22 protein-coding genes are annotated in these 26567 nt (G+C 42.9%); all 22 read right to left on the bottom strand.

The genetic code is table 11. The features are described 5' to 3' along the window. Positions 1 to 21: 21 nt before the first annotated feature. The 22 genes from K0R93_RS02465 to K0R93_RS02360 all read right to left on the bottom strand — a co-directional run bounded on the left by K0R93_RS02465 (position 22) and on the right by K0R93_RS02360 (position 26349). A complete protein-coding gene (locus K0R93_RS02465) occupies positions 22 to 783 on the bottom strand; it encodes an OAM dimerization domain-containing protein (protein ID WP_300297070.1) in 762 nt (253 codons plus the stop codon). After that, on the bottom strand, positions 783 to 2339 hold the full coding sequence (locus K0R93_RS02460) for a lysine 5,6-aminomutase subunit alpha (protein WP_300297067.1): 1557 nt from the start codon (positions 2337 to 2339) through the stop codon (positions 783 to 785). The genes K0R93_RS02465 and K0R93_RS02460 overlap by 1 nt, the downstream gene beginning before the upstream one ends. A 166-nt stretch (positions 2340 to 2505) precedes the next feature. Continuing rightward, positions 2506 to 4131: a MutS-related protein gene (locus K0R93_RS02455; RefSeq protein ID WP_300297064.1), complete on the bottom strand. Its 1626-nt coding sequence runs from the start codon at positions 4129 to 4131 to the stop codon at positions 2506 to 2508. Positions 4132 to 4133: 2 nt separating this feature from the next. Beyond that, complete coding sequence (locus K0R93_RS02450) at positions 4134 to 5159, bottom strand: hypothetical protein (protein ID WP_300297391.1); 1026 nt, start codon at positions 5157 to 5159, stop codon at positions 4134 to 4136. Positions 5160 to 5341: 182 nt separating this feature from the next. After that, entirely contained in the window at positions 5342 to 6595 is a 1254-nt protein-coding gene (ablA, locus tag K0R93_RS02445) for a lysine 2,3-aminomutase (RefSeq protein ID WP_300297061.1), read from the bottom strand. 167 nt (positions 6596 to 6762) lie between these two features. Beyond that, positions 6763 to 7800: a zinc-binding dehydrogenase gene (locus K0R93_RS02440; RefSeq protein WP_300297059.1), complete on the bottom strand. Its 1038-nt coding sequence runs from the start codon at positions 7798 to 7800 to the stop codon at positions 6763 to 6765. 403 nt (positions 7801 to 8203) lie between these two features. Beyond that, positions 8204 to 9607: a sigma-54 interaction domain-containing protein gene (locus K0R93_RS02435; RefSeq protein ID WP_300297056.1), complete on the bottom strand. Its 1404-nt coding sequence runs from the start codon at positions 9605 to 9607 to the stop codon at positions 8204 to 8206. 218 nt (positions 9608 to 9825) lie between these two features. After that, the gene (locus tag K0R93_RS02430; RefSeq protein WP_300297053.1) at positions 9826 to 10608 is read right to left on the bottom strand and encodes a DALR anticodon-binding domain-containing protein; all 783 of its coding nucleotides are present in this window, start codon (positions 10606 to 10608) and stop codon (positions 9826 to 9828) included. A gap of 10 nt (positions 10609 to 10618) precedes the next feature. Next, positions 10619 to 11035 carry a DUF1934 domain-containing protein gene (locus K0R93_RS02425; RefSeq protein WP_300297050.1) on the bottom strand — a complete coding sequence of 139 codons (417 nt, stop codon included), beginning with the start codon at positions 11033 to 11035 and terminating at the stop codon, positions 10619 to 10621. Positions 11036 to 11193: 158 nt separating this feature from the next. Then, entirely contained in the window at positions 11194 to 12303 is a 1110-nt protein-coding gene (locus tag K0R93_RS02420) for a D-alanine--D-alanine ligase (RefSeq protein ID WP_300297047.1), read from the bottom strand. 345 nt (positions 12304 to 12648) lie between these two features. Next, positions 12649 to 12825, bottom strand: coding sequence for a small, acid-soluble spore protein, alpha/beta type (locus K0R93_RS02415; RefSeq protein WP_300297045.1), 177 nt, complete (start codon positions 12823 to 12825; stop codon positions 12649 to 12651). 13 nt (positions 12826 to 12838) lie between these two features. Further along, positions 12839 to 14203: a germination protein YpeB gene (gene ypeB, locus K0R93_RS02410; RefSeq protein ID WP_300297042.1), complete on the bottom strand. Its 1365-nt coding sequence runs from the start codon at positions 14201 to 14203 to the stop codon at positions 12839 to 12841. 19 nt (positions 14204 to 14222) lie between these two features. Then, positions 14223 to 14930, bottom strand: coding sequence for a spore cortex-lytic enzyme (sleB, locus tag K0R93_RS02405; RefSeq protein WP_300297039.1), 708 nt, complete (start codon positions 14928 to 14930; stop codon positions 14223 to 14225). 279 nt (positions 14931 to 15209) lie between these two features. Next, on the bottom strand, positions 15210 to 15905 hold the full coding sequence (spoIIR, locus tag K0R93_RS02400; protein ID WP_300297037.1) for a stage II sporulation protein R: 696 nt from the start codon (positions 15903 to 15905) through the stop codon (positions 15210 to 15212). 106 nt (positions 15906 to 16011) lie between these two features. After that, positions 16012 to 17184, bottom strand: a complete 1173-nt coding sequence (locus K0R93_RS02395) for a Ger(x)C family spore germination protein (RefSeq protein ID WP_300297033.1) — start codon at positions 17182 to 17184, stop codon at positions 16012 to 16014. Further along, the gene (locus tag K0R93_RS02390; RefSeq protein ID WP_300297030.1) at positions 17177 to 18286 is read right to left on the bottom strand and encodes a GerAB/ArcD/ProY family transporter; all 1110 of its coding nucleotides are present in this window, start codon (positions 18284 to 18286) and stop codon (positions 17177 to 17179) included. The genes K0R93_RS02395 and K0R93_RS02390 overlap by 8 nt, the downstream gene beginning before the upstream one ends. Further along, positions 18270 to 19859, bottom strand: a complete 1590-nt coding sequence (locus K0R93_RS02385; protein ID WP_300297027.1) for a spore germination protein — start codon at positions 19857 to 19859, stop codon at positions 18270 to 18272. Before K0R93_RS02385 ends, K0R93_RS02390 begins: the two co-directional genes overlap by 17 nt. A gap of 15 nt (positions 19860 to 19874) precedes the next feature. Further along, complete coding sequence (locus tag K0R93_RS02380; RefSeq protein WP_300297025.1) at positions 19875 to 20096, bottom strand: CLC_0170 family protein; 222 nt, start codon at positions 20094 to 20096, stop codon at positions 19875 to 19877. 405 nt (positions 20097 to 20501) lie between these two features. Further along, positions 20502 to 21176, bottom strand: coding sequence for a GntR family transcriptional regulator (locus K0R93_RS02375; protein WP_442870169.1), 675 nt, complete (start codon positions 21174 to 21176; stop codon positions 20502 to 20504). A gap of 2 nt (positions 21177 to 21178) precedes the next feature. Further along, entirely contained in the window at positions 21179 to 22048 is an 870-nt protein-coding gene (gene ispE / locus K0R93_RS02370) for a 4-(cytidine 5'-diphospho)-2-C-methyl-D-erythritol kinase (RefSeq protein ID WP_300297021.1), read from the bottom strand. Between the two features lie 279 nt (positions 22049 to 22327). After that, positions 22328 to 23902 (bottom strand): DUF3794 and LysM peptidoglycan-binding domain-containing protein, encoded by a 1575-nt coding sequence (locus K0R93_RS02365; protein WP_300297018.1) that lies wholly within the window; start codon positions 23900 to 23902, stop codon positions 22328 to 22330. A gap of 167 nt (positions 23903 to 24069) precedes the next feature. After that, entirely contained in the window at positions 24070 to 26349 is a 2280-nt protein-coding gene (locus tag K0R93_RS02360; protein WP_330684990.1) for a YcdB/YcdC domain-containing protein, read from the bottom strand. Positions 26350 to 26567 lie beyond the last annotated feature (218 nt).

Genomic DNA, 26567 nt, shown 5'->3' with positions numbered 1-26567 from the left:
TATCACTGATCTCCCTCTTGACTATTTCTTGATTAAATTTCTTTTTGTCATTTCTGTAACCACAAAGGATGCCACGTCTTCAGCGTAAGAACCGCTGCCAAATCCTGCATCGTACCCAAGCTCTTTGGCTAGCTCATGGTTTACTCTAGGGCCGCCGCAAACCAGAACCACTTTGTCCCGTATACCTTCTGCTTCCAGAAGCTCTACCAATTGGGTTAAGTTTGGAATATGAACATCCTTCTGGGTAACCACTTGGGATACCAACAGGGCATCGGCGTTAAGCTCAATGGCTTTTGCCACGAATTCCTCGTTAGGAACCTGACTTCCTAGATTGTACGCCTTAATCCCCTTATATCTTTCCAGTCCGTAGTGCCCCGCGTAACCTTTCATATTCATGATAGCATCGATCCCAACAGTATGGGCATCGGTACCTGTACACGCACCTACAATCACCACATCACGGCCAATGTTGTCCTCAATATAGTGCTCTACTTCATATTTGTCCATGACTTCCACATCCACCTTTGGTACCTCGATGGCTGTATAGTCCACCGTATGCTGACATTTTCCGTACATGACAAACATGGTATAACCTACACCCAAATCCTCCGCATGAACCACAGCAGGCTCTTCTAATCCCATTTTCAGCGCAAGACGTCTGGCAGCTTCTTTGGCTTCTTCCCCCCATGGTATAGGCAGGGTAAAGGATAGCTGTACCATCCCGTCATTCATGGTATCTCCATACGGTTTGATCTTTGTTAAATCTACTTTTTGGATCGCCATTATCTTGCACCTCCCAACATCAAATCTACGAATGGATTCATATATTTTTCATGCTTCTGGGTAACACCCTGGAGGCCTTTTCCACCGTCCATGGCTCTCTTTACCCCGGCAAATTTTCCTTGCTCAATGGTGGAGAACAGACCCTCTTTCTCGATTTCCTCCAGCATATCTGCTGCAGTTTTTACTACTTCTTGGGCTCTTCTTTGGATCATACCATCCTTCTTAAACTCGATTTCATCACCGAAATCTCGTGCATTGTTAAAGACATACTTAGCATTCTCGATAGAAAGGGCTCTATCCTGAAGCAGCGGTGTATGGATGGCCTCTGTCAGCATACCCAATAACTGAATCCCTTGATTTGTCATGATAGAGATCATATTGAACAATGCATCCTGGATATGGCCTTTGAAGATATTGCCCGTCTTAAACTTTGTAGGGGGCATGTATTTTAATGGTGCCTTCGGAAAGATTTCCCTCGCCATCTGAGCCTGTGCAAGTTCGAGTAAGAATCCATTTTCAATGTCAGGATTGATTTCAAAGGCATGGCCCAATCCCATTTGTTCTTCTGGAATTCCTGCTTTTAATGCAAACTGCTCATTGATGAACTGAGAAGCCAACACCGTATGGGCTTCTTCTACCGCATCAGCCGTAGTTAAGTAGTTGTCCTCCCCTGTGTTGATGATGATCCCTGCATAGCCATTGATGATTCTAGAGAAGTATTGGTCTACCAATGTTCTCTGCATGTTGATATCTCTGAACAAAATACCATATAATGCGTCATTTAGCATGACATCCAATCTTTCCATGGCACCCATGGCAGCGATTTCTGGCATACAAAGCCCTGAACAGTAGTTACATAGTCGAATGTATCGACCCACTTCTTGCCCTACCTCATCTAAGGCTTTTCTCATGATTCTAAAGTTTTCCTGGGTAGCATAGGTACCGCCAAAACCTTCCGTGGTTGGTCCATAAGGCACATAATCCAATAAACTTTGCGCTGTGGTTCTGATAACCGCGATGACATCAGCACCTTGTCTTGCCGCAGCTTGTGCTTGAAGTACATCTTCATAGATGTTTCCGGTGGCTACGATCACATACAAATAAGGCTTTGGTCCTTCTCCTAAATTCGTTAGGAACCCTTCTCGATCATTTCTATTACCCTTAATCCGATCCACCATCTTTTGCGCAATCGGTGTAACCACTTCTTGAATTTTATGGAAATCTGCCACAGGCACCTTTGTTAAATCCAGTTGTCCACATGCCACCATCTCAGCGATTTCCTGGGGACTTTTCCCTGTATGAATCATGGCATTTCCTATCCAATAAGCAATACCTTGGGCGAGGCCGCCGCCTTCCTTGATATTGTCTACAACTACATTTGGCAGAGGTTTCTCGATCTCATCCACCCCATCGATTCCCAACAATCTTGCCACCGCGCGCTCCACCGTCACTGTCGTGTGACGGTCAATAAACGCCTGGGTATCCTCAGCGATACGTCTGGCTGAGCCTCTCGCCTTCTCAATCAACCCTTGATCTAAATTTAATTTACTTTGCATCCTCTTCCCTCCAAATTATCGGTTCGCGGTCCGCGGTTCACGGTCACCGGGTAAAGCTTACTCTGACAATAATCTTTTCGTTCTTACCTTAAGCTCGCATAAGACCATCCATTCATTATAAGCGACACTCCGGGACACCGTGTACCGTATACCGTGCACCGTTTCTTTACTCCAAATATCTTTCTGCTTCCTGCAGTATTTCTTCCTGTAATCCCATGAGTCTTGCGATGTTTATTGCATCTTGTGGGATTTTTCTTTGGTCTTTGATGACTTCCAGTCGATAATCCATATATTGATGCACCAGGTTAATCCCTAGTTCTCCTTCATTTCCCATTTGCTGCTTTAAAAGGTTGAAATCTACGTCTATTAATCCTCTTACTTGAAGATGTACAATACCCTCTGTATCAGCTAAGCCATCAAAATGGGTAGTGATAATAGTGGTTGCCAATTTGTCCTTTAGATATTGGATGATGACCTTGGAGATGGCATACCCTTCTGCAGGATTTGTACCCCTCGCTAGCTCATCAATCAGTATCAAGCCGCTCTCCTCTGTCCGTTGAAGGATATCCTTTATTTCCATAATCTCCGCCCCAAAGGTACTGAGACCCATATCCGCCGATTGTAAATCTCCTACAGAAAAGAAGATATACTCCTTAGGAGAAAAACGCATCTCTTTCGCAGGTACAAACAATCCATATTGGGCCATGGCCGTCAGCAATCCAATCAATTTTAGGGAAATGGTCTTTCCTCCCATATTGGCCCCCGTGATGCAGGTAACTCCATTTTCTAGTTTCACCGTAATAGGTGTGAAGGCCTTTCCCTGCTTTGTCAGGGAGTCCTCAACCTTCAAATGCCTTCCTTCAATAATTTCTATCACTTCATCCTCTGTGAGCATAGGCTTTATACCGTCCATGCCAATGGCTAGGTAGGCTTTGCCTACCAACAAATCTAAAGCCCCGACGGCATCGATATTGTGATGAATTTCCGACATATAGTTGTTGATCTCTGCCGTCAGCTTCTGGCGAATCCTTAATTCTTCTTCCTCTTCCTGAAGCTTATAGTCATCCAGCTTTTTCATCAATATTTCTATCTGTCCAGCCGTCTTCACCTTATAGGTGATGTTCATATATGTCTCAGAGCTGTAGACCAAGCCTTCACAACCTTCAAGCTGATGCATAAGCTCTTTATTGCTTTTATTGATCGTCAGCTCTCCATTGGGTCGAATCTTCACCTTCAACTGGTTCTGTACCAGTTCCCGGCTTTGAAGCTTCCCTTTGTTGATTTCTGCTTCCACTTCTCCCATTTGCCTTCTTAGGTCTTTCAACGTTTCTGAATACTCATCATAGATATAGAAGGTATTGATTCCGCTTCCCTGAGGGTCCAAAAGTTGTTTCAAAACTGGTATAGGGTGAACCTTCAGATGATCTGGCCAATTCCACTTTAGTTTTTCTTGATAATGAGCCAGTTTCTCCAACATTCCCACAAAAGTTTTGATTTCAAAAAGCTCCACCAAGCTTAAGGTAATTCCCTCCGCCGCTCTTTGAAAGGAGCCCCTTAGATCTTTCACATGCTTAAATACACTTCGCATTTCCACGAAGGTATAACGATCCTTTTCGATGAGGGCAACGACCGTTTCTATTCGATCGAGCTCCTCCCCCAGCGCTTTTCGATCACAGGACATATAGGGCTGCATGCCCCTCTTCAAAGCTTCCCCATAGGGGGTATAGACCATCAAACGATGAAAGATATAATCAATTTCTAAGTTTTTCAACACGCGATCTGACAAAAGCATCCTTATTCACCACCTAACACCACATCGAACACTGGAATGGGACTAAGAAACTGCCGCATCTTTCCTAAAAACTCCTGGGGTTGAAAAAAGTATCCCTGGGGCGCATAGGGATTGATCGTGACAGCCAGGGTATGGATTTCCTCCATCACCTGAATCTTTATCCCAGCTTTCATAAAATACATCCAGTCCCTCGGTTCAATAAAAATTCTGGTGGCATCCTTCACCACAAAAACCACTTGCTTATACCGATTTGTACATTCCATAATATCCTTCAGGGTTTTGCTCACCAGGGAACCTCCAATGATGACGTATTGGGTGTCCTCTTGTAGCGCTCCTCCAATGATCCGACCTCCGCCCAGGGCAGTTTTTATTTCAAGGATTTCTGTCTCATACCCATGGTTGATGAGGCAAAAACCCTTTTCTTCTATGATTGGTTCTGCGATTTGCTGTACCAGCAGGTCCTCTAGCTTAGGTAAGGAAAATATCTGGGTTTGATGGATGGTACGTTCAACCACCTGCCCCATATCTCTGCTCAAGACAGCTCCCGTTGCCAACAGGGCAGCCTCGGAAACAGCAGGAGAGGCTGCGGCAACACGATCAATGGCCCCGTCCACGATGACAAGATCCGCACCTAAGACCAGCAGCCTATCTGCTATTTCTTTCATTTCCTTATTGGTTCCCGGTCCTGCAACCTGTACATGGCCAGGGGTCTTTGCCTGGACGATGACAATCCTGCCCATGGCAGTTCGGTGGTCTGTGACCTCCAATATTTCCAGTCTTGCTTCTGCATGCTTTATGGTTTCTTCTGTGGTTGCAATCAACGTACCCTCATCTACATAGATCAGTGGTTTCTCGGTAAAGGTTACAATATCCTGTTTTTCCCCATCTCTTCCCGTGGAGGTAATGCCTAGTCGAATCCCCCGCTCCATGGCTTCATCGATCAAGGCATTCAGGGTCATGGTCTTCCCAGCATTTTTCGCCATCCCCACCACCGAGATGATCCGATACTTGTTTTCTATGAGATCCATTAACTGCACATTGCTTCCACCTTTCCTGATTTTCGGTGCACGGTTCGCGGTGCTCGGTGTTCGGAAAACCATTCTACTGCTTCTAAGTTTCGATTATTTAATCCGCAGAATAATACTCTATAAGTTTCCCAGAAGCCTACCCTAACCACCGGTCACCGGATCCCGGGTCCCGCGTACCGTCTTTATTCATGATGCCCGCGCTTGTGTCTATCTAAATCCCCTGGTTCTAGGGCCACTTGGTTTCCTTGCAGCAATCCGCCTACTCCCGTTAGTTTATGAGATTTTTCGCCTTTGCATACTGGGCATTGACATTCATCCTTATAAGGCTCTGGTTGAGTGTATGTTGTGATTACACCCTCGAAGTTTCTTAGGATCACCTTGTCTGGCGATTGGGAAATCATGTATTGCGGCATTACTGGAATCTTTCCGCCGCCGCCAGGTGCATCCACAACGAAGGTAGGCACTGCATAGCCAGAAGTATGTCCTCTCAAACCTTCGATAATTTCGATTCCCTTGGCTACTGGCGTTCTAAAGTGTTCGATGCCTACAGACAGGTCACACTGATAGATATAGTATGGTCTTACCCTCATTTTCACAAGGTTATGGACCAGGTCTCTCATGATATGAACACAGTCATTTACACCCCTTAACAATACAGATTGGTTTCCAAGTGGAATCCCTGCATCTGCCAACAGCGTTAACGCCTTTTTCGCTTCAGGTGTCATTTCCTTAGAATGATTAAAGTGTGTATTTAACCAAATTGGATGATATTTTTTCATCATGTTTACCAGTTCAGGTGTGATTCTCTGTGGTAGTACCACTGGCGTTCTAGAGCCTAATCTTACCACTTCAACATGAGGAATTTCTCTAAGCTTACTGATGATGTACTCAAGACGCTCATCACTTACCAGTAGGCAGTCTCCACCAGATAACAATACATCTCGTATTACTGGCGTATTTCGAATATACTCAATCGCCATATCAATGCGGTCCATTGGCATTACATCGTCCTGCTGACCTGCAAATCTTCTTCTTGTGCAGTGACGGCAGTACATAGAACACATATCCGTGATCAGAAGCAGTACTCTATCAGGATATCTGTGGGTTAACCCTGGTACTGGAGAATCTGTGTCCTCGTGAAGTGGATCGTCCATATCTGCATCACTCTTGCATGTCTCAGACATCGTAGGTACAGCCTGCTTTCTTACAGGACAATTTGGATCATCTTTATCCATAAGAAGTGCGTAGTACGGTGTGATACCCATTCTTAAGATCTCCAAGGATTTTGTAATTCCCTCTTCTTCTTCAGTTGTTAAATTAACTACTTTCTTTAGATCTTCCACATTATCAATTCTGTTCTGTACCTGCCAATGCCAGTCATTCCATTGCTCATCTGTAACGTCTTTCCATAGTTCTATTTCACTGTAGTGTCTCATTCTTTTTTAATCCCCCTCGAATTTTGGTAGATAACAAGTATTTTGTGCGTTCTATGTTTTCTCAAATTCTGGTTAGCCGTTAGCAGTTAGCGGTATTAGGGTAGTAAGAGCTGCGGAGCACTTGCTGAAAACCGCTAACCAGCTAACTTGCTAACCGCTAACTTCTCCTACGCGTACAGCTCTTCGTAAATTTCTCTCAGTTCTTTGCTTTCTCTCATGATTTGTAGTGTGATTTGAGCATGCCCTTTTGTGTAGCCGTTTCCTACGATCATGGTAACGTCTGATCCTACACCTTCTGCACCTAAAGCTGCCTTTGTAAAGCTTGTTGCCATACTGAAGAAATAGATAAGACCATCCTTCTTTGTTGCCAAGATACTTGTCATTTCTGTATCTGGTACATTTACACAGTTGATGGTGATGTCTGTCATTTCACCATTGGTGATTTCTGCAATCTTCTCCATGACTTCCACTGGCTTCGTAGCATCAGCAGAAATGTACACATCAGCAATATTTGCTTTTCTTGCACGATTTAAGCTCTTCTCGCTGCTGCCTAAACAGATAACCTTACCTGTAACGCCAGCTCTTCTCTTTGCTTCATAACAGCACAGCATACCTGACTTGCCAGCACCGCCGATGACCAACACTGTATCTCCAGGCTTCACCAATTTCGCCGTTTGGGCTGGAGCACCTGCCACATCAAGTACAGATAATGCAAGGTTTTCTGGTAAATCACTTGGTAATACCGCGTAGATACCGCTTTCAAATAATACAGCCTTACCCTTGATATCTACTTGATCTATGTTCTTTCTTACTTCCAATATGTCGTCGATTCTTAATGGTGTCAGAGAAAGGGAAACCAACGTTGCCAGCTTATCTCCCACCTTTAAGTCTGTTTTACCTTCCAATGCAGCGCCAATCTTCTCTACAGTCCCAATCAGCATTCCACCTGAACCTGTCACTGGATTCTGATGTTTTCCTCGATCTGCCACGATGCTCAGCATGATTTCCTTAATCTTTTCAATATCTCCCCCTGCTTGTTCCTTGATTTGTGTAAAGCTTGCAGAGTCAATATTCAGGGTCTGTACATCGATAAGTATCTCATTATCGAAAATCTCCATGTTGTTATCAATCTTTCTCGCTGGCTGTGGCAGTGCACCAACCGGCTCAATTACTCTGTGTGTTCCATAAGGACATCCTTTTTTCATGTTAAATTCCTCCTATATTTTATTTTTCATAGATTATCTTTTTAAAGTCCAGTCCCTATTGTTGCAAAGAATATGCCAAAGTATGCAGTTCTAAACTTTTATCTGCCAGTGACCAGTAAGGAAACCAGTATTTTCAGTGACTCAGGCAGGAAAACGATATCCCAAATTGCCAGCAGATGCCTACGAAACAGCGATTTTAAAGGTTACCTTCTGCCCATTTTTCGGCATGCGATGTATTATTATCGGATGAACAGGGTCGTCCAACCCTACAAAACCATGTTCTTTCAATGCTTTTCCTTGTTTTTGTCATTCTGAGCACAGCGAAGAATCTAGATTTTAAGCCATTCAGAAGCTCTTTAGATCCTTCGCTGCGCTCTGGATGACAGGAAGTGTTTACGGAACACTATCTTTTCAGACCATATTTTCGTATCTTGTACTGAAGGGTTTGTCTAGGAATATCTAATTCCTCTGCTGTATGACTAACATTCCAATCACAATCCACTAGGGACTGGGCAATCATCTGTTTCTCCAATGCCTCTACCGCATCTTTTAAGGAATGGTTTTCCTTATTTCGCCGAACCTCTTCTACACCTTGCAGCAGATATCGAAGCCGTTGAGGCAGACCTTCCAGAGTGATTTCATCCCCATCCATCAAGTTCATAGCACCCTCAATTACATGCTCCAGCTCACGCACATTTCCAGGCCAATCATATTTTTTCAGCAAGGCGATTGCCCTTTCAGATATTCCTCTTACTCGCTTATTGAACTGGTGGTTAAATTTATCAATAAAATAATGGGCCAATAGTGAAATATCCTCTACTCGCTCCTGTAGTTCCGGCATCCGCAGCTCCACTGCGTTGAGACGGTAGTACAGATCTCTTCTAAGCTCCTTATTTTCTAGGGAAACACTTGGTTCTGTATTGGTGGCCGCAATAATTCGGACATCCACATGCCGGGTTTTTACTTCCCCAACCCTGCGGATTGTTCCGTCCTGAAGAACCCGCAAAAGCTTCACTTGCAGTTCCAAGGGCATAGAATTGATCTCATCTAAAAACAGTGTTCCCCCATCAGCCAGCTCAAACAACCCTGGTCGATCCTCTGCCCCTGTAAATCCTCCCTTTACGGTGCCAAAAAGAATCCCCTCCAGCAGTGCACTTGGTAGTGCCCCACAGTTTTGAGCAATAAAGGATTTGCTCTTTCGGCTGCTGGCATTATGGATAGCTTGTACCAACAGCTCTTTTCCCGTTCCAGTTTCTCCGTATACCAAAATAGGCGAAGAAGTCTGGGCTGCCTTCAATGCAACGTCCTTGATATCCTGCATGGCTTTGCTCCGGCCGATCATGTCTGAAAAAGTATAAACGGCACCGCTGCTTTCCTTTCGACGCTTTTTTTCCTGATCCTTGTAAAGCTTTTCTTGGAGATCTACCAATTTCTCAGACAATTCCTTCACATCGGTAATGTTTTTTGAAATCTCAATGGCACCTACGATCTTACCCTTAGAGGTTATGGGAATAGATGAGTTGATGGTAGTGATTTTCTTTCCCTTATAATTGATAAAGGTTTGTTGATTGTTAAAGATCGGCTTCCCCGTACGGATGGCTTGCAGTAAGGTACTGGTATCTGGCGACAAGGAAGGGTATATTTCTAGTATGTGCCTCCCAATAGTGTCCTCCTTATTGATATCCTCCAGCTCTGCCGCCGTCCGGTTATAATAGATGATCCGACCCCTTGGGTCAATAATCTGAATTCCCTCACCTACATAGTCCAGGATAATCTCCATATTTTTCTTTGAAAAAATTAAATCCATCGGCTATTCCTCCGCTCAATTTTCGTCAGTACATGCCCAATTTTCGTCAGTCGTGGTAAATAAATATGCGACATAAATGCCGCAGATTCAGATTGAGATCAAGAAAAAACGTAGGGAACGTGCCCCTGTGCCGTTCCGATTATTGCATTGTTAAATTGAATGCGCTCCACAGTAGCCATGCCATACCCATGGAAGGCCACAGGGGGCCTTCCCTACAACTACATTCTTTCAGGTGCTTCTATTTCAAAGGCTTCTAAGATGGTTTTGATAACCAAGCCCATGGCTTCTAGGATTCGCAAAGCACCATAAAGTTGCTTTCTGTCCAACTGACGAAACAAGGTCTTTTCATGGAGCTTAAAAAACAGTTTTCCCAATCCTATGCCGTAATTCAATACTTCATCTGGTTGATCCTGCTTCTTGGCGGCTTCAACATATTGAGAAAAGTCCCCCAGTCTTCGAAGAACCTCTTTTTCTAAATCTGTTTTCCCATAAACGACTTGTTCTTCGGCAGCTTCTTCCAGCTTGAATCCCTCTTCTCTCAAAAGCTTTAGGATTGAATGAATACGGCTGTAGACGTATTGCATATCCTTCAAGTCACCCTTGAATTCAGCTTCCTCTAGCAGGATATTCAGCCGTCCACGCCAATGAGCAGCTACATCTTTCTTTGAAAAAATCTCTTCGTAATCAGCTGCTGGGCCCGTTAACACTCTATAGAGACATTGATCCCCCAGGAAGAGGTTCACAAACCCAGGCTCTGCCACTGCGATTCTCTCTATCCACGGATATTTAACCACCAAGCGCTGCTGCAGATCTAGGGCAACATCCATGGGCTTTCGATGAAGGCCTTTTGCTGCCTTTAAAGCAATATTGGTGGTATAGTCTCCAAACTCTTTATTTTTAGGAGCTTCCACAGATATTTCTTCCTTAGAAGACATAGATACTGAAGCTTCCTTTAAAATCTCCCAAATTCCATCGACAATCTCTTCTCTAAAATTCCTCATGGGCTCTTCCTTACATGATTCTTATATTTAATGTGTTCTGGCTTTCCATGACACCCCGGAGGCTCACATCATATTCGATGTTGATGTCCCCTTTGTTGTGGTCTGAGATACTGGCTTCCATTTCCTTTGTGATAATCTCCATATCAAAGTCTCCATAAGGCGTTTGATATCTGGTAGAAAACCGCTTCCCTTTTTCAAAAATGATCTCTGAATGGGCGGTGCCAAATCGTCTCATGGAAATCTTATCCTTTACAACCTTCAAGGTAGTGGTACAACCCTCCATACCAGAAATTTCGGTTTCCTCATAAACCAAGTATAGGGCATTCTCTTTTTGATAAAGCTTTCCTTCTGTTACCAGCTCTATACTATTCTCTTCTCCATCATAGCTTTGCTGAGTTCCTTCAATACGAAGCATTACATTCTTCATTGGTTATTTCACCTCATATTTCTTTCTTATCCATATATAACTTTCCATCTAATTTCTGTACTTATCAATATTCAAACTGCTATCATTCGGTGATCGGTGCTCGGTTCGCGGTGTCAGGAAAAATCCGTGAAACCGTGTACCATGTACCGCGTACCGTCTTATCTATCTTCATACCGCTCTATGGCCAGCTGGATCAAATGATCGATTAACGCATCGTAGGGGATACCTGTGGCGCCCCACAACAATGGATACATGCTGTATCTTGTGAACCCTGGCAGTGTATTGATTTCATTAATATATACCTGTTGGTTCTCCTTGTCAAGGAAGAAGTCCACTCTGGCTAAGCCGGTACAATCGATGGATTTATATGCCTTGACTGCCATAGCTCGGATTTCTAACGCCTTCTCCTCAGGTATGTCAGCGGGAATTACCATCTTCGACTTCCCATCATCGAAATATTTGGCTTCATAATCATAAAACTCATGGGATGGTATGATCTCTCCCACTACAGAGGCCATGGGGTCATCATTTCCCAGAACAGCACACTCTACCTCTCGGCAGTTGATAAATTCCTCAATAAGAATCTTACGGTCGTGCTTAGCAGCCTCATGGATTCCTTTAATCAGTTCTACCCGATCATGGGCTTTGGAGATACCTACGCTTGAGCCTAGATTTGCAGGCTTTACAAAAACAGGATATTGAAAGTTTTCTTCAATCAAGGCTACATACGTGGATTCAGATTCTCTCCATTTACTCCGCATCACCACCATATACTTCCCTTGGGGCAATCCTGCCATCTCAAAAATTTTCTTTGTATATACCTTATCCATGCCCACTGCTGAAGCCAGCACGCCTGCCCCTACATAGGGAATATCGGCCATTTCAAATAATCCTTGAATGGTACCATCCTCCCCAAAGGGACCATGAAGCACAGGAAAGATTACGTCGATCTGCTCTCCTAGATTTGGTGGAATTCCCTCTACAGAAAGAGCTACCCCTTCTCCACCCATGGGTACAACTGAAAATATATTGTGCTGAGGGTCTTCTCTCAAAAGCTTGTTAGAAATACCTTCCCACTCTCCAGATTCTATCTTTTCTATCGGTCCATTGTACAACATCCAATGCCCTTCCTTTGTAATACCCAAGGGAATAATGTTGTATTTTTCTTTGTTCATCGCTCGAATGACTGAAGTTGCAGACATGAGGGACACCTCATGTTCTCCGGATTTCCCTCCGAATACCACTGCTACATTTAACTTTTTCGACATCATTGCAACCCCCTTCTCAGGGATATTACACCCCATTTTATTCTTCATATCATTAATATTCTATACCTCTAGTAAATATTATTCAAATGTTTTTTAAGGGCCAGTGCACGGTGTCCGATACGCGGTGTCACGGATAGTATGCCATATATATTGGTTTTCATGTTTCAGCATAAATAGAAATAGGGAGAATTGCTCTCCCTTTTCTTGCAGAACGACGGGGGCGCCGTTCCCTACAATTATTTCCAACACTCCAACGGTCGGACAGGGTCGTCCGACCCTACAAAAGTCTTTTTCAATTTCTTTTATCTTCTCAGCTTCTAACTTCTAACCTCTAACTTCTAACTCCTACTGCAGCTCGTTTCTTCCTACTCTTTCTAAAGTCTTCTTTACAATATTGCCACAGTCCCTTGAGCTTACACGGCCCCAGCCGCCGTCTTGCATGACTGTGTCATAGACACCCAGTTCTTTTGCAACCTCTCGCTTGATATGATCTGGGATTTTTCCTCTTGTTGTATTTTCCATAAAATCACCTCTTTTACATCATTAGGGAACCATTTTCCATCTTAATATATTTTAGAATCTTTTCTTCTTCACCAGTGTCGGCATTGATGTAGATAAAGAAGGTATCTCCTTTATAATCCGCCTTGAACTCATAACAATAGATTTCCCCATGGGCACTGGTAGGAATATACGCCAATCGAGGTTCACCTTCGATTGTCGCCCGAATACTCACCTTTTCCCGAGCTTGTTCGGGCGTTAGCTTTGCTTCTTTAATATCCCGCTTATAATTTGCTGTTAGAAAATGACTGGAATCAAAGCCCACAATTTCTCCATTATCCAAAGCTACTTTTACTTTGATCAAGTCTGGATACATCAGTACCCCATCCTGTTGATAAACATAATTGATGAGGGCAGCACCACCATAGTTTGTTAACGTATAGGTAGCCACCATATTCTTAAAGCCTTTTTCCTCTAAGAATTTTGTGGCATGTTTTATAGCTTGCTTGGGAGAAATATTTTTCTTTTCCACCTCACGATTATTTAAGAGCCATACCACATAGCCTTTTCTTTGACTAATATCTATGTAGACAGGGTTGCTTTTGCCTTCTTTTTTATTTTCAGGCACAACCTCAAAGCTATAGGTATCTATTCTCCCTCTACCATTGGTTAACTTCTCTACCTTGTCTACTTTTTTATCTCCTAGAACGCTTTCTACTTTCTTTTTGGCTTCTGCTTCTGTAATCTTATCGCCTTGCAGTCTAGGTCGCATTCCTGCAATCACGTGCTCAGAGAACGGACCATCATAGATCAGCTCTGGATAATCCACCATTCTCTCTTCGAACTTCTGGAACTTTACTTGAATGGGATTTTTCTCTTCTGCCTGCTTGTTTAATTTTCTACCGCCTTCCTTACTTAATTCTCCAGGCAACACCAAACCTGTCAATACTGTATCTTGAATGTCATGGAGATCCGTGGTTAGCTCTTGGGCATAGTTATGAAGTTTTTCCAAGCTATCGATCTCTTTTTCGGTCAATTGATGTCCTTCAATGCTTCTTTGGGCCAATGCGAAGGTATAATCACCTACCTGACTTAAAAACTTTTCTGTTTTTGTGATCTCTGCATGCCGTATAGGCAGCTGGGACAATTTTTCTTGAGCATTGTAAGCATTCTGCCAAATATTGGAATACAGTACTACATTTTCTTTGGTTTGACTGGATACCATCAGCTTCGAAATATCTGATGTGATGGATTCTACACTCCCTGTTAAGTCATAATACATACGATGAAACTGATTGTTCAAAAATGTACGATATTCTCTTTTCTCCTGATATTGGGTATATCCCCATACTCCCGATACGACGAGAGCCAGTGCCAAAACCGTTGAAAGGGCGCGTTTCATCTCTTCACCACCTTTTTTTCTAGTTTCCAAACCAGTGCTTGCCTATTTTCTTTTCCACAGTTCTTGACCAAATCCATTTGCTGGTTGCTGTGGCCGGATTCCAGTAATAGAGGGTTCCTCCTGTTGGATCCCATCCATTCAACGCATCCCGGGCCGCTTTCAGACAGCTTGGATCAGCAGGCAAATTGATTTGTCCATCATCCACCGCTGTAAACGCCCCTGGCTGATAGATTACACCCGCAATGGTATTGGGAAAGGATGGATGGCGGGTTCGATTTAAAATCACTGCGCCTACTGCCACTTGACCAATATAAGGTTCTCCCCTTGCTTCTCCTGTGATGGCCTTAGCCATAAGTGTAACCTCATCATCCCTAGCAATATTCCCTCTGCTAGGTTTGTATTCCGCAGGTGCAGCCTTCTGCTTCACAGGAAATCCTAATTTTTCTGCTGTGGCTGGCCCCACCACCCCATCTTGAGATAAACCATGCTTCTTTTGGAACGCCTTTACAGCATTAAATGTACCGCCCCCATAGACTCCATCTACTGGTCCAGCATAGTAACCCCAGTTTTTTAGGGTAGTTTGAAGCTTTTTGACTTGATCCCCGCTGGAACCCCAGTAAAGGGTTTCTTGGGCTGAGCCTACAGCAAAATAACTATCCAAGGCGAAAGCTCCTACAGTAAAGACGAAAATCAATATACAACATGCTGCCAATGCAACTTTTCTCATGCTGTTCCTCCTTTCTTGATTAAGATAGATGTTAGAAGTAGACCCCCTAAATCCATCCCATATATTTTTCAATTGGAGAATGTATTTCAATTTTATTTTTTGTAGCAGATTTATCAATTATTCTCGTTTACATGGATGGTTATATTTGACACATAAAAAAGAGAAGAACGCCGTTCTTCCCTTTTTCATATATTTTTAATTTTCGGAATGGAACAGGGGCCATTCCCTACGAATAATTCTCTATCTTTTAACCTTAACCTTAGCCTCAACCTTATATGACTATCTCATCCCTACCACCTTGCCAAAGTTCGCCTTGGCGGTTTCGATGATTTCTACTACCTTGAATTTAAGCTTAATGGGAATCTTGTCCTCGCTGGAGGCGGTCTGGATCATCTTGAATTCTTCTTCTGTCAATACGTTCATCATTTCCTGCTTGGTTTTCTCACTAGTCAAGCCCTTTTCGATATCAATGAAGCATAAAGGTGGGAATAGGACACACCACCAGTTCGCACCCTCTGCTTTGCCAATCTCAACCCGCAGTGCCTCGTAGGTACCCGCTGGAAGCGTAATGCTGCCATAGTTTTTCGTTGGAAATACCACATCGCTCAAGCTGGCTTTTACTCCATAGTCACTGCCATTTCTTTGAATTTCGGCCAAAGCAATCTCTTCAATTTCTTCTATATTATCTTTGATGATTTTCCTTGTCTCATCCAAGCTCTCAGATTGCTCAAATTTTGGGTTCATGGCTGCAATGATCTGATCTCTTACCTTCAGCTTCAAAGCTTGATCCTCTGGGGAATCGCTGTTGGCCAAGACATGGAATCGAATCAAGCTGTCTTTATAGCTTTTCTGATTTTTATACACATCCCCTGTCAAACTATAAAATATGGATGTCGTTAAAAATATAAAAATAAGTCCCAGTATAAATCTCGTTCTCGCCCTATGTACATCTACTACTTTGTACATCCTTTCCATAAAAATCCCCCCATTGCTAATCTTTTATTCTACTCTCAGTATTAGCAAAGAGGGGAAATTTTAAACTGGTTTCTATAAATTTTTCCTTGGAAGTTTTAGGATATTTTTATCGTGTAGTGCCAATTCTTCGAATATCGGTCTCCACATTGGCTTCTACCTTAACTTTAGGATACACTTCCTCCCAATTGTCCCTTACCTCATCCCAAAGATCCGGTTCATGCTTTCGCAATTCTTCATTGATTTGAATCAAATCAGCATTAAACTCCTTTTGACTTCTTATAAAGGTATCCTCCACTTGGTTTTTAATCTTTTCTGAAACTGCCTTTGCAACATCTCGAAGATATTCATCTTCATAAGTATCTCCTATTAATTCAAATAGGTGCTGACTTAGTTCCCCTTCATTTTCTATATCAAAGACCGCATAGATTTCTCCATCTCTTACCTCCACCTTTACGGCGGTTCGAGAATTATAGATCATGACAGGTATAAACAGTTCATTCACCCTCACGGTAATCTCTGTGTTTTTCACTTTATCCATCATAAACATGATAGCTCCCGTTTCCAGTTCTCCCAACCAGCCTATCTTTTTATAATCCTTCAATACCGCTGCTCCCGCTACTTTCAATTCGTCTTCTGATCCCTCTAGCTGTGGTGTGATGGCTGCCCTACTTTCATGGAGGGCCCGAAGAATATATCCGATATCCGCATCGGCAATCTGAGATGTCCTCATGTTCTGTTCAATAATATCTCTGACAAATAACCCTGCCACAGGCTGTCGCGCCAATTTTACCTCTAATAAATCCTTGGCCTTTCCCGAGGCAATCATATAATGTATCTTTCTTCCGATCATGGCGTTTCTTTCTATATAATCAAATACCTCCCGCATGAGTTGTTCATCTTCTGCCAAGCTGTTTCCAATGACAATCAGCTTTAGGTGACCAAAAAAAAGATTCCCCCCCAGCTTCGTAGCAACCTCGCTGTTGATGTCGGTAATGGTTCTCCCTATGGAAGTTGCCTTAAACACAGGCTCCCCTTCGCCTTTGCCAGCAATCACTGACGTATTGGGGTATCGATAGGTCACGATATATCGATTTCTCGATATTTGTTCAGGTTCTGTTTCTTCTTCTGCCCCATCCTTTTCCTGTTCTTCCTGGGGATCAAACTTGTCAATACCCATGGCACTTACAAAGGCCCGCTGCTCAATCTCTACCTTGTCCCAACAGCCGGTGAGTAGGATACAGCTTAACAACAAAATGGAAATTTTCCTCCATCTAGGCACTTTTCTTCCCCCTTTTGTCCTTCTTGAAAAAGCTCATGATCAAGAGAGCCACAGGAATGATGGTTATATATAGCGTGCCCATATAGAAGGCATATAGGTCCATAAACTCCGTGACTTGGGCGATATTATCAGGAATCATGGCAACAAAATAAATAATGGGCAGCAAAGGGAGCACCAGATAATTCTGTTCTTTGGACTTGATCGCTTGGCTCAAGGTCAAACTGGCACCAAAATAGGCCACTGCCAAGGTCATAAATACCGAGAAAATCCAAATGGCCATGATAAATGCCTCAATGTTTTCTAAGAATGCCCCGGGAATATCCACGGTTTTAAAAAGCTCCAGGGCCGGCCAGGTAATATGGGTGGTTTCGATCAATCCAAATCTGGAAACCGTAAGCCATGTAACCGATAAATAGAACCAAGTGACCAGACCCACAGTGAGGAGTACGCTCTTATGGACTTTTTTGGTGTCCTTAACAAAGGATCCATACAATAAGATGAATTCAATCCCTAAATAACTGAAAAATATAGTAGGTACAGCCTTTACAAAATCCATAAAAGGTGTTCTAATTATCGGTAATATGTAAGATACATCCAGTTCTGGCAAAACAGGCAATACCATGAGTATAGCAATGACCGTAGCGATGGGGAATATCACCTCCGCCATCCTGGCGATGGTCTCAATGCCGCTTCGTGCCAAATAGACAGCCAACACCAGCAGGGTAACACTCAGCACCTCCAAGGGTGTATTAAAAAGAAGATATTGCTTGGTAACCTCCCCAAATATCCTAACTTCTGCTGCACAAAAAATCACTAAATAGAAAGAGAATCCTAGGGTAATCAACGTTCCTATTGGCTTTCCAAACATAGTCTGGGTCAGCTCTAGGTAGGTTTTACCCGGAAATTTTTTTACCACAAAGGCCATAACCAACCCGACGAACAATGCAGCCCCTGAAGCTGCAAGCAGTAAGATCCAGTTATCAGGTCCGGCTCCCTCCACCACCAATCTTGGCAAGGACAAGATCCCTACCCCAATGATGGTCACAGAAAGAATCGCTGCAAACTGACTGCTTAAAATAACGTCATTATTTCTGCTTCCCATTCCCATCACCTTCTTCCGTTAATATTTCCTGTGTATCATAGGCTAACCGCTGACTATCCCCCGCATGGAGATACTGGGGCCGATTTTTCATATATCGCAAAGGCGCTCTGATAAATACATCCTTAAAATCCTGCGGTGTGGCTGCGCTGCCTACAAAGGGACTTAGATAAGGTACACCAAAGCTCTTGAGGTTACATAGATGAATCAAAATCGCTATAATTACCCAGATCACGCCGTACAATCCTAAAAATGCTGCAAAAGCCATCATTACAAATCGCAATAGTCGGTAAGAAATGGCTAAACTATAGCTGGGAGATGAATACCCTGCAATGGCTGTCAAAGCCACCACAATGACCATCAGGGGACTAACGATCCCGGCTTCCACCGCTGCCTGTCCCAACACCAAACCGCCTACGATACCAATGGTGGAACCAATAGGCCCCGGCAGCCGAATGCCCGCTTCTCTTAGCAGCTCCAGAGCGGCCTCCATGATAAAAGCCTCGATAAAAGCGGGAAAAGGTACGTTTGCTCTGCTTCCTGCCACATACATGGCCAAATCCGTTGGCAGCATACCTGGATGATAGGAGGTAATGGCAATATATAAGGAAGGCATGATCAACGAAAGAATCAGTGCAGCAAACCTTAACATTCTTATAGCCGATGCAATAAAGGGTCTTTCATAGTAGTCTTCAGGGGATTGGATCAGCGTAACCACCGTTGCTGGCATAATCAATACAAAGGGCGTATTGTCAACTATAACCGCCACCCTGCCCTCATAGAGGGCTGCAGCCACAGTATCGGGTCTTTGGGTATGCTGCATTTGTGGAAAAGGGGAACGCCAGCTATCCTGAATCAGCTGTTCGATATAGCCGCTTTCCATGATGGCATCAATATCAATAGCATCGATTCGCTCCTTTACCATTTTTAAGATATCCTTATTCACAATATCTTCAATATAGAGGATGGCGATGTCAGTTTTGGACCGCTGTCCCACCTGCATCTGCTTGATCTTAAATTTGGGATCACGGATTCTTCTACGAACCAGAGCCGTATTTACCCGCAGGGTCTCATTAAAACCATCGGAAGGCCCGCGAATCACCTTTTCCGTATCTGGCGCATTGACACCCCGCATAGGCCAGCCCTTGGTGGCGATGACCAAGGCTTTATCCCAATGGTTTAAGAGGAGGATGGATTCCCCGGATAGGATCATATCGATAGCCACTTGGATGTCATCGATCTCCTTCAAATCTGTAACGGCCACACTGCCATTTTTGATGGTTTCATATATCTTATCCCTTAGGTCAGGAACCTCCATAGGGGCAGTCCTGCATAATACCATCAAGTTTTGCAGTATATGTTCATTCAATAGGTTTTTATCCGCAAGACCTTCCGCATAGACCAGTCCAAACTTCATGTCTTGCTCCTGACCCACCATGAACTCTCGATAGATGATATCATCCCCATCCTTGAGGATTTCCTTGATTTGGTCTAAATTGTTCTGAAAATCCTTTACAATGGGTATCTTAGGTATGGGATTCTCATTTTTCTCAAATAGTTTATCAAAAAAACCCATGGCAATCCTCCTCTCTTACAATATCTTAAGTAGAATAAAGAGCCCAATACCACCGACCACATACCCTGCTCCTATAAATCTAGCAATCTTGGCCTCTCTTTTAAGCTTCTTTTCTGTCAATTGTTTGTAACTAATAAATGCTTCAAACAAGCCAATCAACACGACGATGACCATCACATGAAGGCCATAAAAATCCTGAATCTCTTTATAAAATAGGTCCAACCATTTCAATAGCAAAATTCTTCACCTTCTTCAAAGATTTTCTATCCTCTATAATGTTTGCATCTAACGGTGATGCTATACAAAAAAATAGAGAGGACCGAAGTCCTCTCTCCACAAGGTTAAGATTGTAAGGAATTATTGATCTGTTGCTGATTTGTAGAACGATGTGCCAAAGATTGATGTTTAGCTTAGTAGGGGCGATTCACGAATCGCCCTCAGACCCGATACCACACCCTTCTGTCATCCAGAACGTAGTGAAGGATCTGGGTTTAGATCTTTGAGATCCTTCGCTGTGCTCAGCATGACAGCAACTATGGCACTACCATTCTGCTAACATTGGGCGATTCGTGAATCGCCCCTACAATTTTATTAGTCTTGGTCTACGACAGTCCCATCGTATCCTTTCTCTATTACACCACTTTACCGTCCTTTATCTGCAAAGGTGATGATGGTATTTCCCAACATATCGATATGGTGCTGGGTTACCTGCTGGGCCTGGGCCGCATCACGATTGGCAATGGCTTCTAGAATCGCCTGATGCTCCGCCAGCAACTCATTGGTTTTATTATATTCCGAGAAATAGGTGATCCGGAAACGCTGCACCTGTTCCTGCAATCCTTGGGCGATCTGAATCAATTTATTGTTGCGGGTAGAGCGAAGGATTCTGTCATGGAACTGCATGTCCTTTTCGATCAAGCTTTCTGTATCTCCGCCTTCCATGGCCCTCTTGAAGTGGTAGGAAATCAACTCCAATTCCTCCAATTCTTCTTCGGTCATACGTTCCGCTGCCAGATAAGCCGCTAAACCCTCCATGACACTGCGGACTTCTAACACGTCGAGGATATCCTTTACCGATACATCGGCCACATAGGCACCCTTCCTTGGCACCATGGCAACCAAGCCTTCCAGCTCCAGCTTTCGAATGGCCTCCCTAACCGGAGTGCGGCTGACACCAAGCTGTTCTGCCAATTGTACTTCCATTAATCTTTCTCCAGGCTTTAAATCTCCATTTAAAATTGAATTTCTTAGATGCTCAAATACTACATCCCGGAGGGGCTGATAATTTTGAAGCTTCAATCCGCTTAATCCGTTAATACTCATAGTCCTTCCACCCCACTAAAAGTTTTCACCACATAGGTCTGTTTGTAGACCTTGTTCAGGTTATCAAAGGCACTTTTCGCCTTGTTGTAGTCCTTATACAGGCCAAATACCGTAGGGCCGCTGCCGCTCATGATGCTCCCCAGGGCATTGTACTCCAACATCCTTCTTTTGATATCTCTGACAATCGGATGCATTTGCTCCGTTACCTGTTCCAGCACATTCTTAAGATTTCCTGCTACAGTTTGTATATCTTTTCTACACAAAGCATCCAATATCCTCTCTGTATCAGGGTGCTGTTGAATGTTATTTATATTTAAATTTTTATATACATCGGCAGTGGATACACCGATATTGGGTTTGCACAATACCACCCATGTGTTCTCAAGGCCTTGGATGGGTGTCAGCTTTTCCCCAATCCCTTCTGCTAAAGCAGCGCCTCCTAGGACACAAAACGGTACATCGGCACCTAACTGCAATCCAAGGGCCATCAGCTCCTCCTTGCTTGCGCCTAGATTCCATAGGCTGTTTAATCCTAACAGCACAGCTGCTGCATTGGTGCTTCCTCCAGCCAATCCCGCCGCCACAGGTATATTCTTTTCAATATATATATATATGCCCTTCTGGATATGATATTTCTCCTTGATTAGCTTTGCTGCTCGATAGGCAATATTTCCTTCATCCGCAGGAATAAACTCACAATTGCACTGGAGTCTAATACCCTCCTCAATCTCCCTCAAGGTAATCTCATCATATAGATCTACCTGCTGCATGATCATCTTTATTTCATGATAACCATCTTCCCGTCTTCTTAGTACATCCAGTGATAGATTTATCTTTGCTCTTCCACGTATTTTAAGCTCACTCAAACTTTTCACCCCATATAAGTCCAGTCTCGTATAGTGTAACACCTATTTAGCATTTGATGTATAGATCTAAAGATATTATACAGGAAAATAAGTAATTGGGGAAATATTTTAGGAGATTAAGGTTGAGGTTAAGGTTAAGGTTTTTAAGGCAGTTCTTCGAGGCTTTCTCTACAGAATTGCCCAAGCTGCTTAACTTCAACCTTATACTGTCTTTATCTTTTCCTTAGCCTCAACCTTAACCTCAACCTAAAAGAATCCGTGCAATGCACGGATTCTTCTCTAAAACTTATATTCATATGTCTTTTGAATCACCAATCGATCCCCTGATTTGATCATGCTTGGATCTTCAATATCGTTGGCTGCTACCAATTCGTTGACTGTGGTATTGTAGCGTTTCGCAATCTTCCATAGGGTATCTCCTGGCTGGACAAAGTAGATGGTGATACTTGGTCGGCTCTTTAGATCAACTACTTCTTCGGATTCCTCTGCGTTCACCAGAAGCTCTACTTGGGCCTTCTTTGTGACCACACAGGATGCCCCAACGTTTACCTTGATCTCTACCTGGGTTGGATTGATAAGACTATAATCCACATCATTAACGGCTAAATTCACATCAGCATTCATGTTATCATCTACACCAGGCATTTCAATAAAGTGGCGGAATGGTACCTCTTGTCGGAAGCTATGTACTGGCTGATCCTTATCTTGAGAAAGATAAAGCACATTGGCCTCTATGATCCCTTCAATCACATTCTTGTCTTCTACCAACCGGTAATCTGTCATGACTGGCTTCACATTTACATTAAATACCTTAAATGCTTCTGGGAACTGATCAGGCACTTCAAGCATTTCTTTTACTACTGCATTGGCAGAATTGCTGCCCACAGTTAAGTTGTAGTTTACTTTTTTCTTGTCAAGCTTCATGGCCTTGCTTGGAGAATAGGCATCTACAATGACTTCTTTCTCTTCCAGCTCACTGACTGCAGCATGGACTTTTACAATGGCTTCCATTTCAAAGAGCATTCTATCTCCATCAACATTTTCCTTTACATCGGTGTATACTTCGTCTACTTTCAATGCTACTTTACAGTCCATATGGGCCATGGCCGCTGGAATCTCAACAAAGTGTGTAAAGGGCACTTCATGCTTTACAAGGCATAGAGGATTACGCTCATCTTCTCCCACATAAAGGGTATTTGTTTTGACGACGCCCCCTACGATTACTTTGCCATCAGTTACCTTGGTTTCCTTTTCCACTGCATAGGCATCACAGCGTAAAATTTCTCGAATCTCTGGCATATTTTCGTCAATCTCAAAGTTCTCTCTCACGATGGTATCTGCTGCATTACTTCCCACCATATCACTATAACGTACCTGCTGTTTAAGCAGCTGAATATCAGGTACCCCCTGGATTTCCCGTAAAATATCCATTTTGGAAACACCATAGCTCTTCCCTGATAGGTTTAGGACAATCTTAACGGCTACTTTTCTTTCATTGACGATGTTAAAATCGATATGTTCAATATCTCCAGTTACGTCACAATTCATATCTGGGGTTGTGCCCTGGATATCAATGTTTTGACTAAAGCTGGCACTGGCATTCATTCCATAGATAGGCTGGTCTCCCATATCGGAAGCATACAAAATCTTAAATTGAACAGACCCATCCACGATGATTTTGTCTTGAACTGATTCTTTACTCGTTATATTCACGATCCCATCCACTGATAATATCCGTGATATATCAGGCTTTACATCAGGAACGACAATATCACCCTCCACTAAGGCCTGTGCATGCTCTTCTCCTACCAACTGGTCTATCTTCAGTAAATCTCTAATCAATTCTACAGCCATTCCTTTTTCCTCCTTTATACCTTGAATTTCCTACTATAATAATATTTATCGGATGCAAAAATATGTTATGTTTTTTCCAATGTCCAAGGCTAACTCGTCTCTATATATGTATGACAGTCTAAACAAAAAAAGAAGTGGAAAATGAAACTTTTCCACTTCTTTTGCTTCTAACGAATTGGCTGGATGTTCTCCATTGCCTTATACACTGCTATGGCCATTTCTACCATGGTTGCATTGTCTTTTGGCCTGATCTTTCCATCCTGGTCATTGATAATCTCTAAACCAGTACAAAGAGCCATGGCTCCAAGGTATTCAGGGTTTACCTCTCCTTTGTCACTATAAGGAAGGGTATAGATTCCTTGTATCTTCGCCACATTCTCATATCTAAGCAGCCTGACCATCAGATTTGCTAGTTCTTCTCGAGAAATCTTTTTCTCTCCATCGAAGACCATGGACTTATTCTCTAGGATACCATAGAGCACTGCCATTTGAAGGTATTTATATTCACTATCCTCTGCCTTATAGTCTCCAAACTTCAACGTATCAACACCCCGAAGTCTATAGGTCTCATATCCTTTGGCATTCACCATGATCTTGATGGCTTCCATGAGGGTGATTTCTTTGTCCATATCAAACTGGCTCACATCGATGATTCCTTGGTTTGCCAAAATATTTATCTCTTTTTCTGCCCAGTGGCCCTTGATCTTTTCCTTAAAGGAATTCCCCTTGCTACTGATTACCCCACCTTGATAATCAATTTTCTCCCCAGTCAAAGCGTCCACATTGGAATACGGCATATACATATAGGCAGTATCACGATTCAGTCGATATACCAGTTTAACTTCCTCAACTGGCTTTTGAGGATCTGATGAGCTGTTATACAAGGTATATATTAAGTTAGGCCCGTAGTCTTCAAAGAAGATCTCCAGGGCTTTGTCTTCTTTGATTCGATCTGCTGGATTTGGAAATACTGCATAGTCATTCCACATACATCGTATGGATTGAAATTGTCCTGTCTTTCGATCCAATTCAACAGTAATTCCATCCTCCGGGTATGCAATGCCGTTGACAAGCCTTGGAAAGCTAAAGTAATAATATGGCTGCTCTATTTCCTTTCCATTGACCAAATATGAGGATTTTATATAAGCACTCTTTGTTTCAATTTCCTTTATTTTATGAGGGAAGTATTCTTTGATGCTTTCTATAGCCTTATCGTATCCCTCTTCCCATGAAAGAACAGGTTCAAATTTTTCTTCCATGTCCCTCCAATTGTGGCTAGTGAGGTTGATGAGCTCCCCGGTTAGGGCATCGATGGTGATTTGGCCCCTGTCATTATAACGAGTATCTCCATCTTTTTTAACAAACTGTCCAGACCAAGCTTTTTTCCCAGAGGATTCCCAATAGTCTTCATTTTCCATGTATCGTAAGCTCTCTATTTCATAGCCTTCACCAAATGTTTTCTCGAGCTGCTCCTTCATGATTTGAGCAGCTTGACTTTCATCCATTTCTTTTGTCCGTGCTTCTATCTTCTTCCCACTATTGAAAATTTCTTCTTTTTGTTTTTCACTGATGTCCTTCTCCATTTTGTCTTCTTGCTTTCTTGCTGGCCATATGAGGAATTTTCCTTCTTTCGCATCCACTTGATCACCTGTGGTAAATGTAGGATAATATGCCAGCTTAATCGTCTTTATGGGGCTGTTATAATCATAGGGCTGTGGTCGATGCGGCATATATCTCAATTCCATTTTTAGCTCTTTTTCAAATAAAGTTTTTGCCTTTTCTTCACCAATGACTTCCTTCACCCCTGGAAATGTCAGTCCATCTCTCCATCGATAGGAAAATCCTGTGATCTTTCCTTTAATGCCATCCACCTCTACAGTCATGTAATTGGGTTCAAAGGATAGCCCGTTCACCGTTTGCACATATCGAAAGGAATAATTGGTAGAATAATAGGAACCTGGACCGTAATTCATCGCCCCGTCGCCTACCAATTTCACCTGTTTATATATTTCTGGATGAAACTTCTGAACAAATTTTTCCGCCAACTGCTTACCTTGCTCCTCTGTGATTGTTGCAATGGCAGCACGTTCCTGACTATGGATATATTCTTGCTGACTAAGGCTGCGGATACTCCCATCACTTCCATCTACGGATACATTGATATGGATGCTCTTTGCATTGTCGTTAAAGTCCCAATTGATATGCCAAAGCGAATTTTGAGGATCTTCATAATCCGATCTCAGCTCCATTCTCGTCTGAAACTTTTTTTCTTCCACCTGAACATCAAGGTATTCTTTTAATCTCTTAATGGCAATTTCCTTTGCTTCATCCTTTGTAATCTTCAGATTTTCCTCATTAATGCCATTATTTTTTTCCTCGCCAAACGCCGGTATCATCATTCCCAACAACAGCACAAGTACAAGGACCATACTAATAAGTTTCTTCATTTTCAATCCATTCCCCCTGTTTTTTTGACTTCCATGTAGGTATTTCCTAAACCTACCTTACAATTCTACCATATTTTACCTAATATTATGAGCAATTGGGTATTTTGTAATAGGAATGTAATAAATACTGCGTAGCAAAGCTACGCGAGGTTGAGGCTGAGGTTAAGGTTGAGAATTTGCTTGTGTACAACGCTGAGGGTCTTTTTCTTAACCTTAGC

The sequence above is a fragment of the Anaerosolibacter sp. genome (genome assembly GCF_029240175.1).
Taxonomy (GTDB): Bacteria; Bacillota; Clostridia; order Peptostreptococcales; family Thermotaleaceae; genus Anaerosolibacter.
The sequence above is the reverse complement of the archived record's forward strand: the minus strand, read 5'-3'. Positions and strand labels throughout refer to the sequence as shown.

What these genes read in the sequence shown, in the direction of transcription:
- K0R93_RS02465 (WP_300297070.1), bottom strand. Translation starts at nt 783, where the DNA reads ATGGCGATCCAAAAAGTAGATTTAACAAAGATCAAACCGTATGGAGAT.
- K0R93_RS02460 (WP_300297067.1), bottom strand. Translation starts at nt 2,339, where the DNA reads ATGCAAAGTAAATTAAATTTAGATCAAGGGTTGATTGAGAAGGCGAGA.
- K0R93_RS02455 (WP_300297064.1), bottom strand. Translation starts at nt 4,131, where the DNA reads ATGCTTTTGTCAGATCGCGTGTTGAAAAACTTAGAAATTGATTATATC.
- K0R93_RS02450 (WP_300297391.1), bottom strand. Translation starts at nt 5,159, where the DNA reads ATGGATCTCATAGAAAACAAGTATCGGATCATCTCGGTGGTGGGGATG.
- ablA (WP_300297061.1), bottom strand. Translation starts at nt 6,595, where the DNA reads ATGAGACACTACAGTGAAATAGAACTATGGAAAGACGTTACAGATGAG.
- K0R93_RS02440 (WP_300297059.1), bottom strand. Translation starts at nt 7,800, where the DNA reads ATGAAAAAAGGATGTCCTTATGGAACACACAGAGTAATTGAGCCGGTT.
- K0R93_RS02435 (WP_300297056.1), bottom strand. Translation starts at nt 9,607, where the DNA reads ATGGATTTAATTTTTTCAAAGAAAAATATGGAGATTATCCTGGACTAT.
- K0R93_RS02430 (WP_300297053.1), bottom strand. Translation starts at nt 10,608, where the DNA reads ATGAGGAATTTTAGAGAAGAGATTGTCGATGGAATTTGGGAGATTTTA.
- K0R93_RS02425 (WP_300297050.1), bottom strand. Translation starts at nt 11,035, where the DNA reads ATGAAGAATGTAATGCTTCGTATTGAAGGAACTCAGCAAAGCTATGAT.
- K0R93_RS02420 (WP_300297047.1), bottom strand. Translation starts at nt 12,303, where the DNA reads ATGTCGAAAAAGTTAAATGTAGCAGTGGTATTCGGAGGGAAATCCGGA.
- K0R93_RS02415 (WP_300297045.1), bottom strand. Translation starts at nt 12,825, where the DNA reads ATGGAAAATACAACAAGAGGAAAAATCCCAGATCATATCAAGCGAGAG.
- ypeB (WP_300297042.1), bottom strand. Translation starts at nt 14,203, where the DNA reads ATGAAACGCGCCCTTTCAACGGTTTTGGCACTGGCTCTCGTCGTATCG.
- sleB (WP_300297039.1), bottom strand. Translation starts at nt 14,930, where the DNA reads ATGAGAAAAGTTGCATTGGCAGCATGTTGTATATTGATTTTCGTCTTT.
- spoIIR (WP_300297037.1), bottom strand. Translation starts at nt 15,905, where the DNA reads ATGGAAAGGATGTACAAAGTAGTAGATGTACATAGGGCGAGAACGAGA.
- K0R93_RS02390 (WP_300297030.1), bottom strand. Translation starts at nt 18,286, where the DNA reads ATGGGAAGCAGAAATAATGACGTTATTTTAAGCAGTCAGTTTGCAGCG.
- K0R93_RS02385 (WP_300297027.1), bottom strand. Translation starts at nt 19,859, where the DNA reads ATGGGTTTTTTTGATAAACTATTTGAGAAAAATGAGAATCCCATACCT.
- K0R93_RS02365 (WP_300297018.1), bottom strand. Translation starts at nt 23,902, where the DNA reads ATGGCTGTAGAATTGATTAGAGATTTACTGAAGATAGACCAGTTGGTA.
- K0R93_RS02360 (WP_330684990.1), bottom strand. Translation starts at nt 26,349, where the DNA reads ATGAAGAAACTTATTAGTATGGTCCTTGTACTTGTGCTGTTGTTGGGA.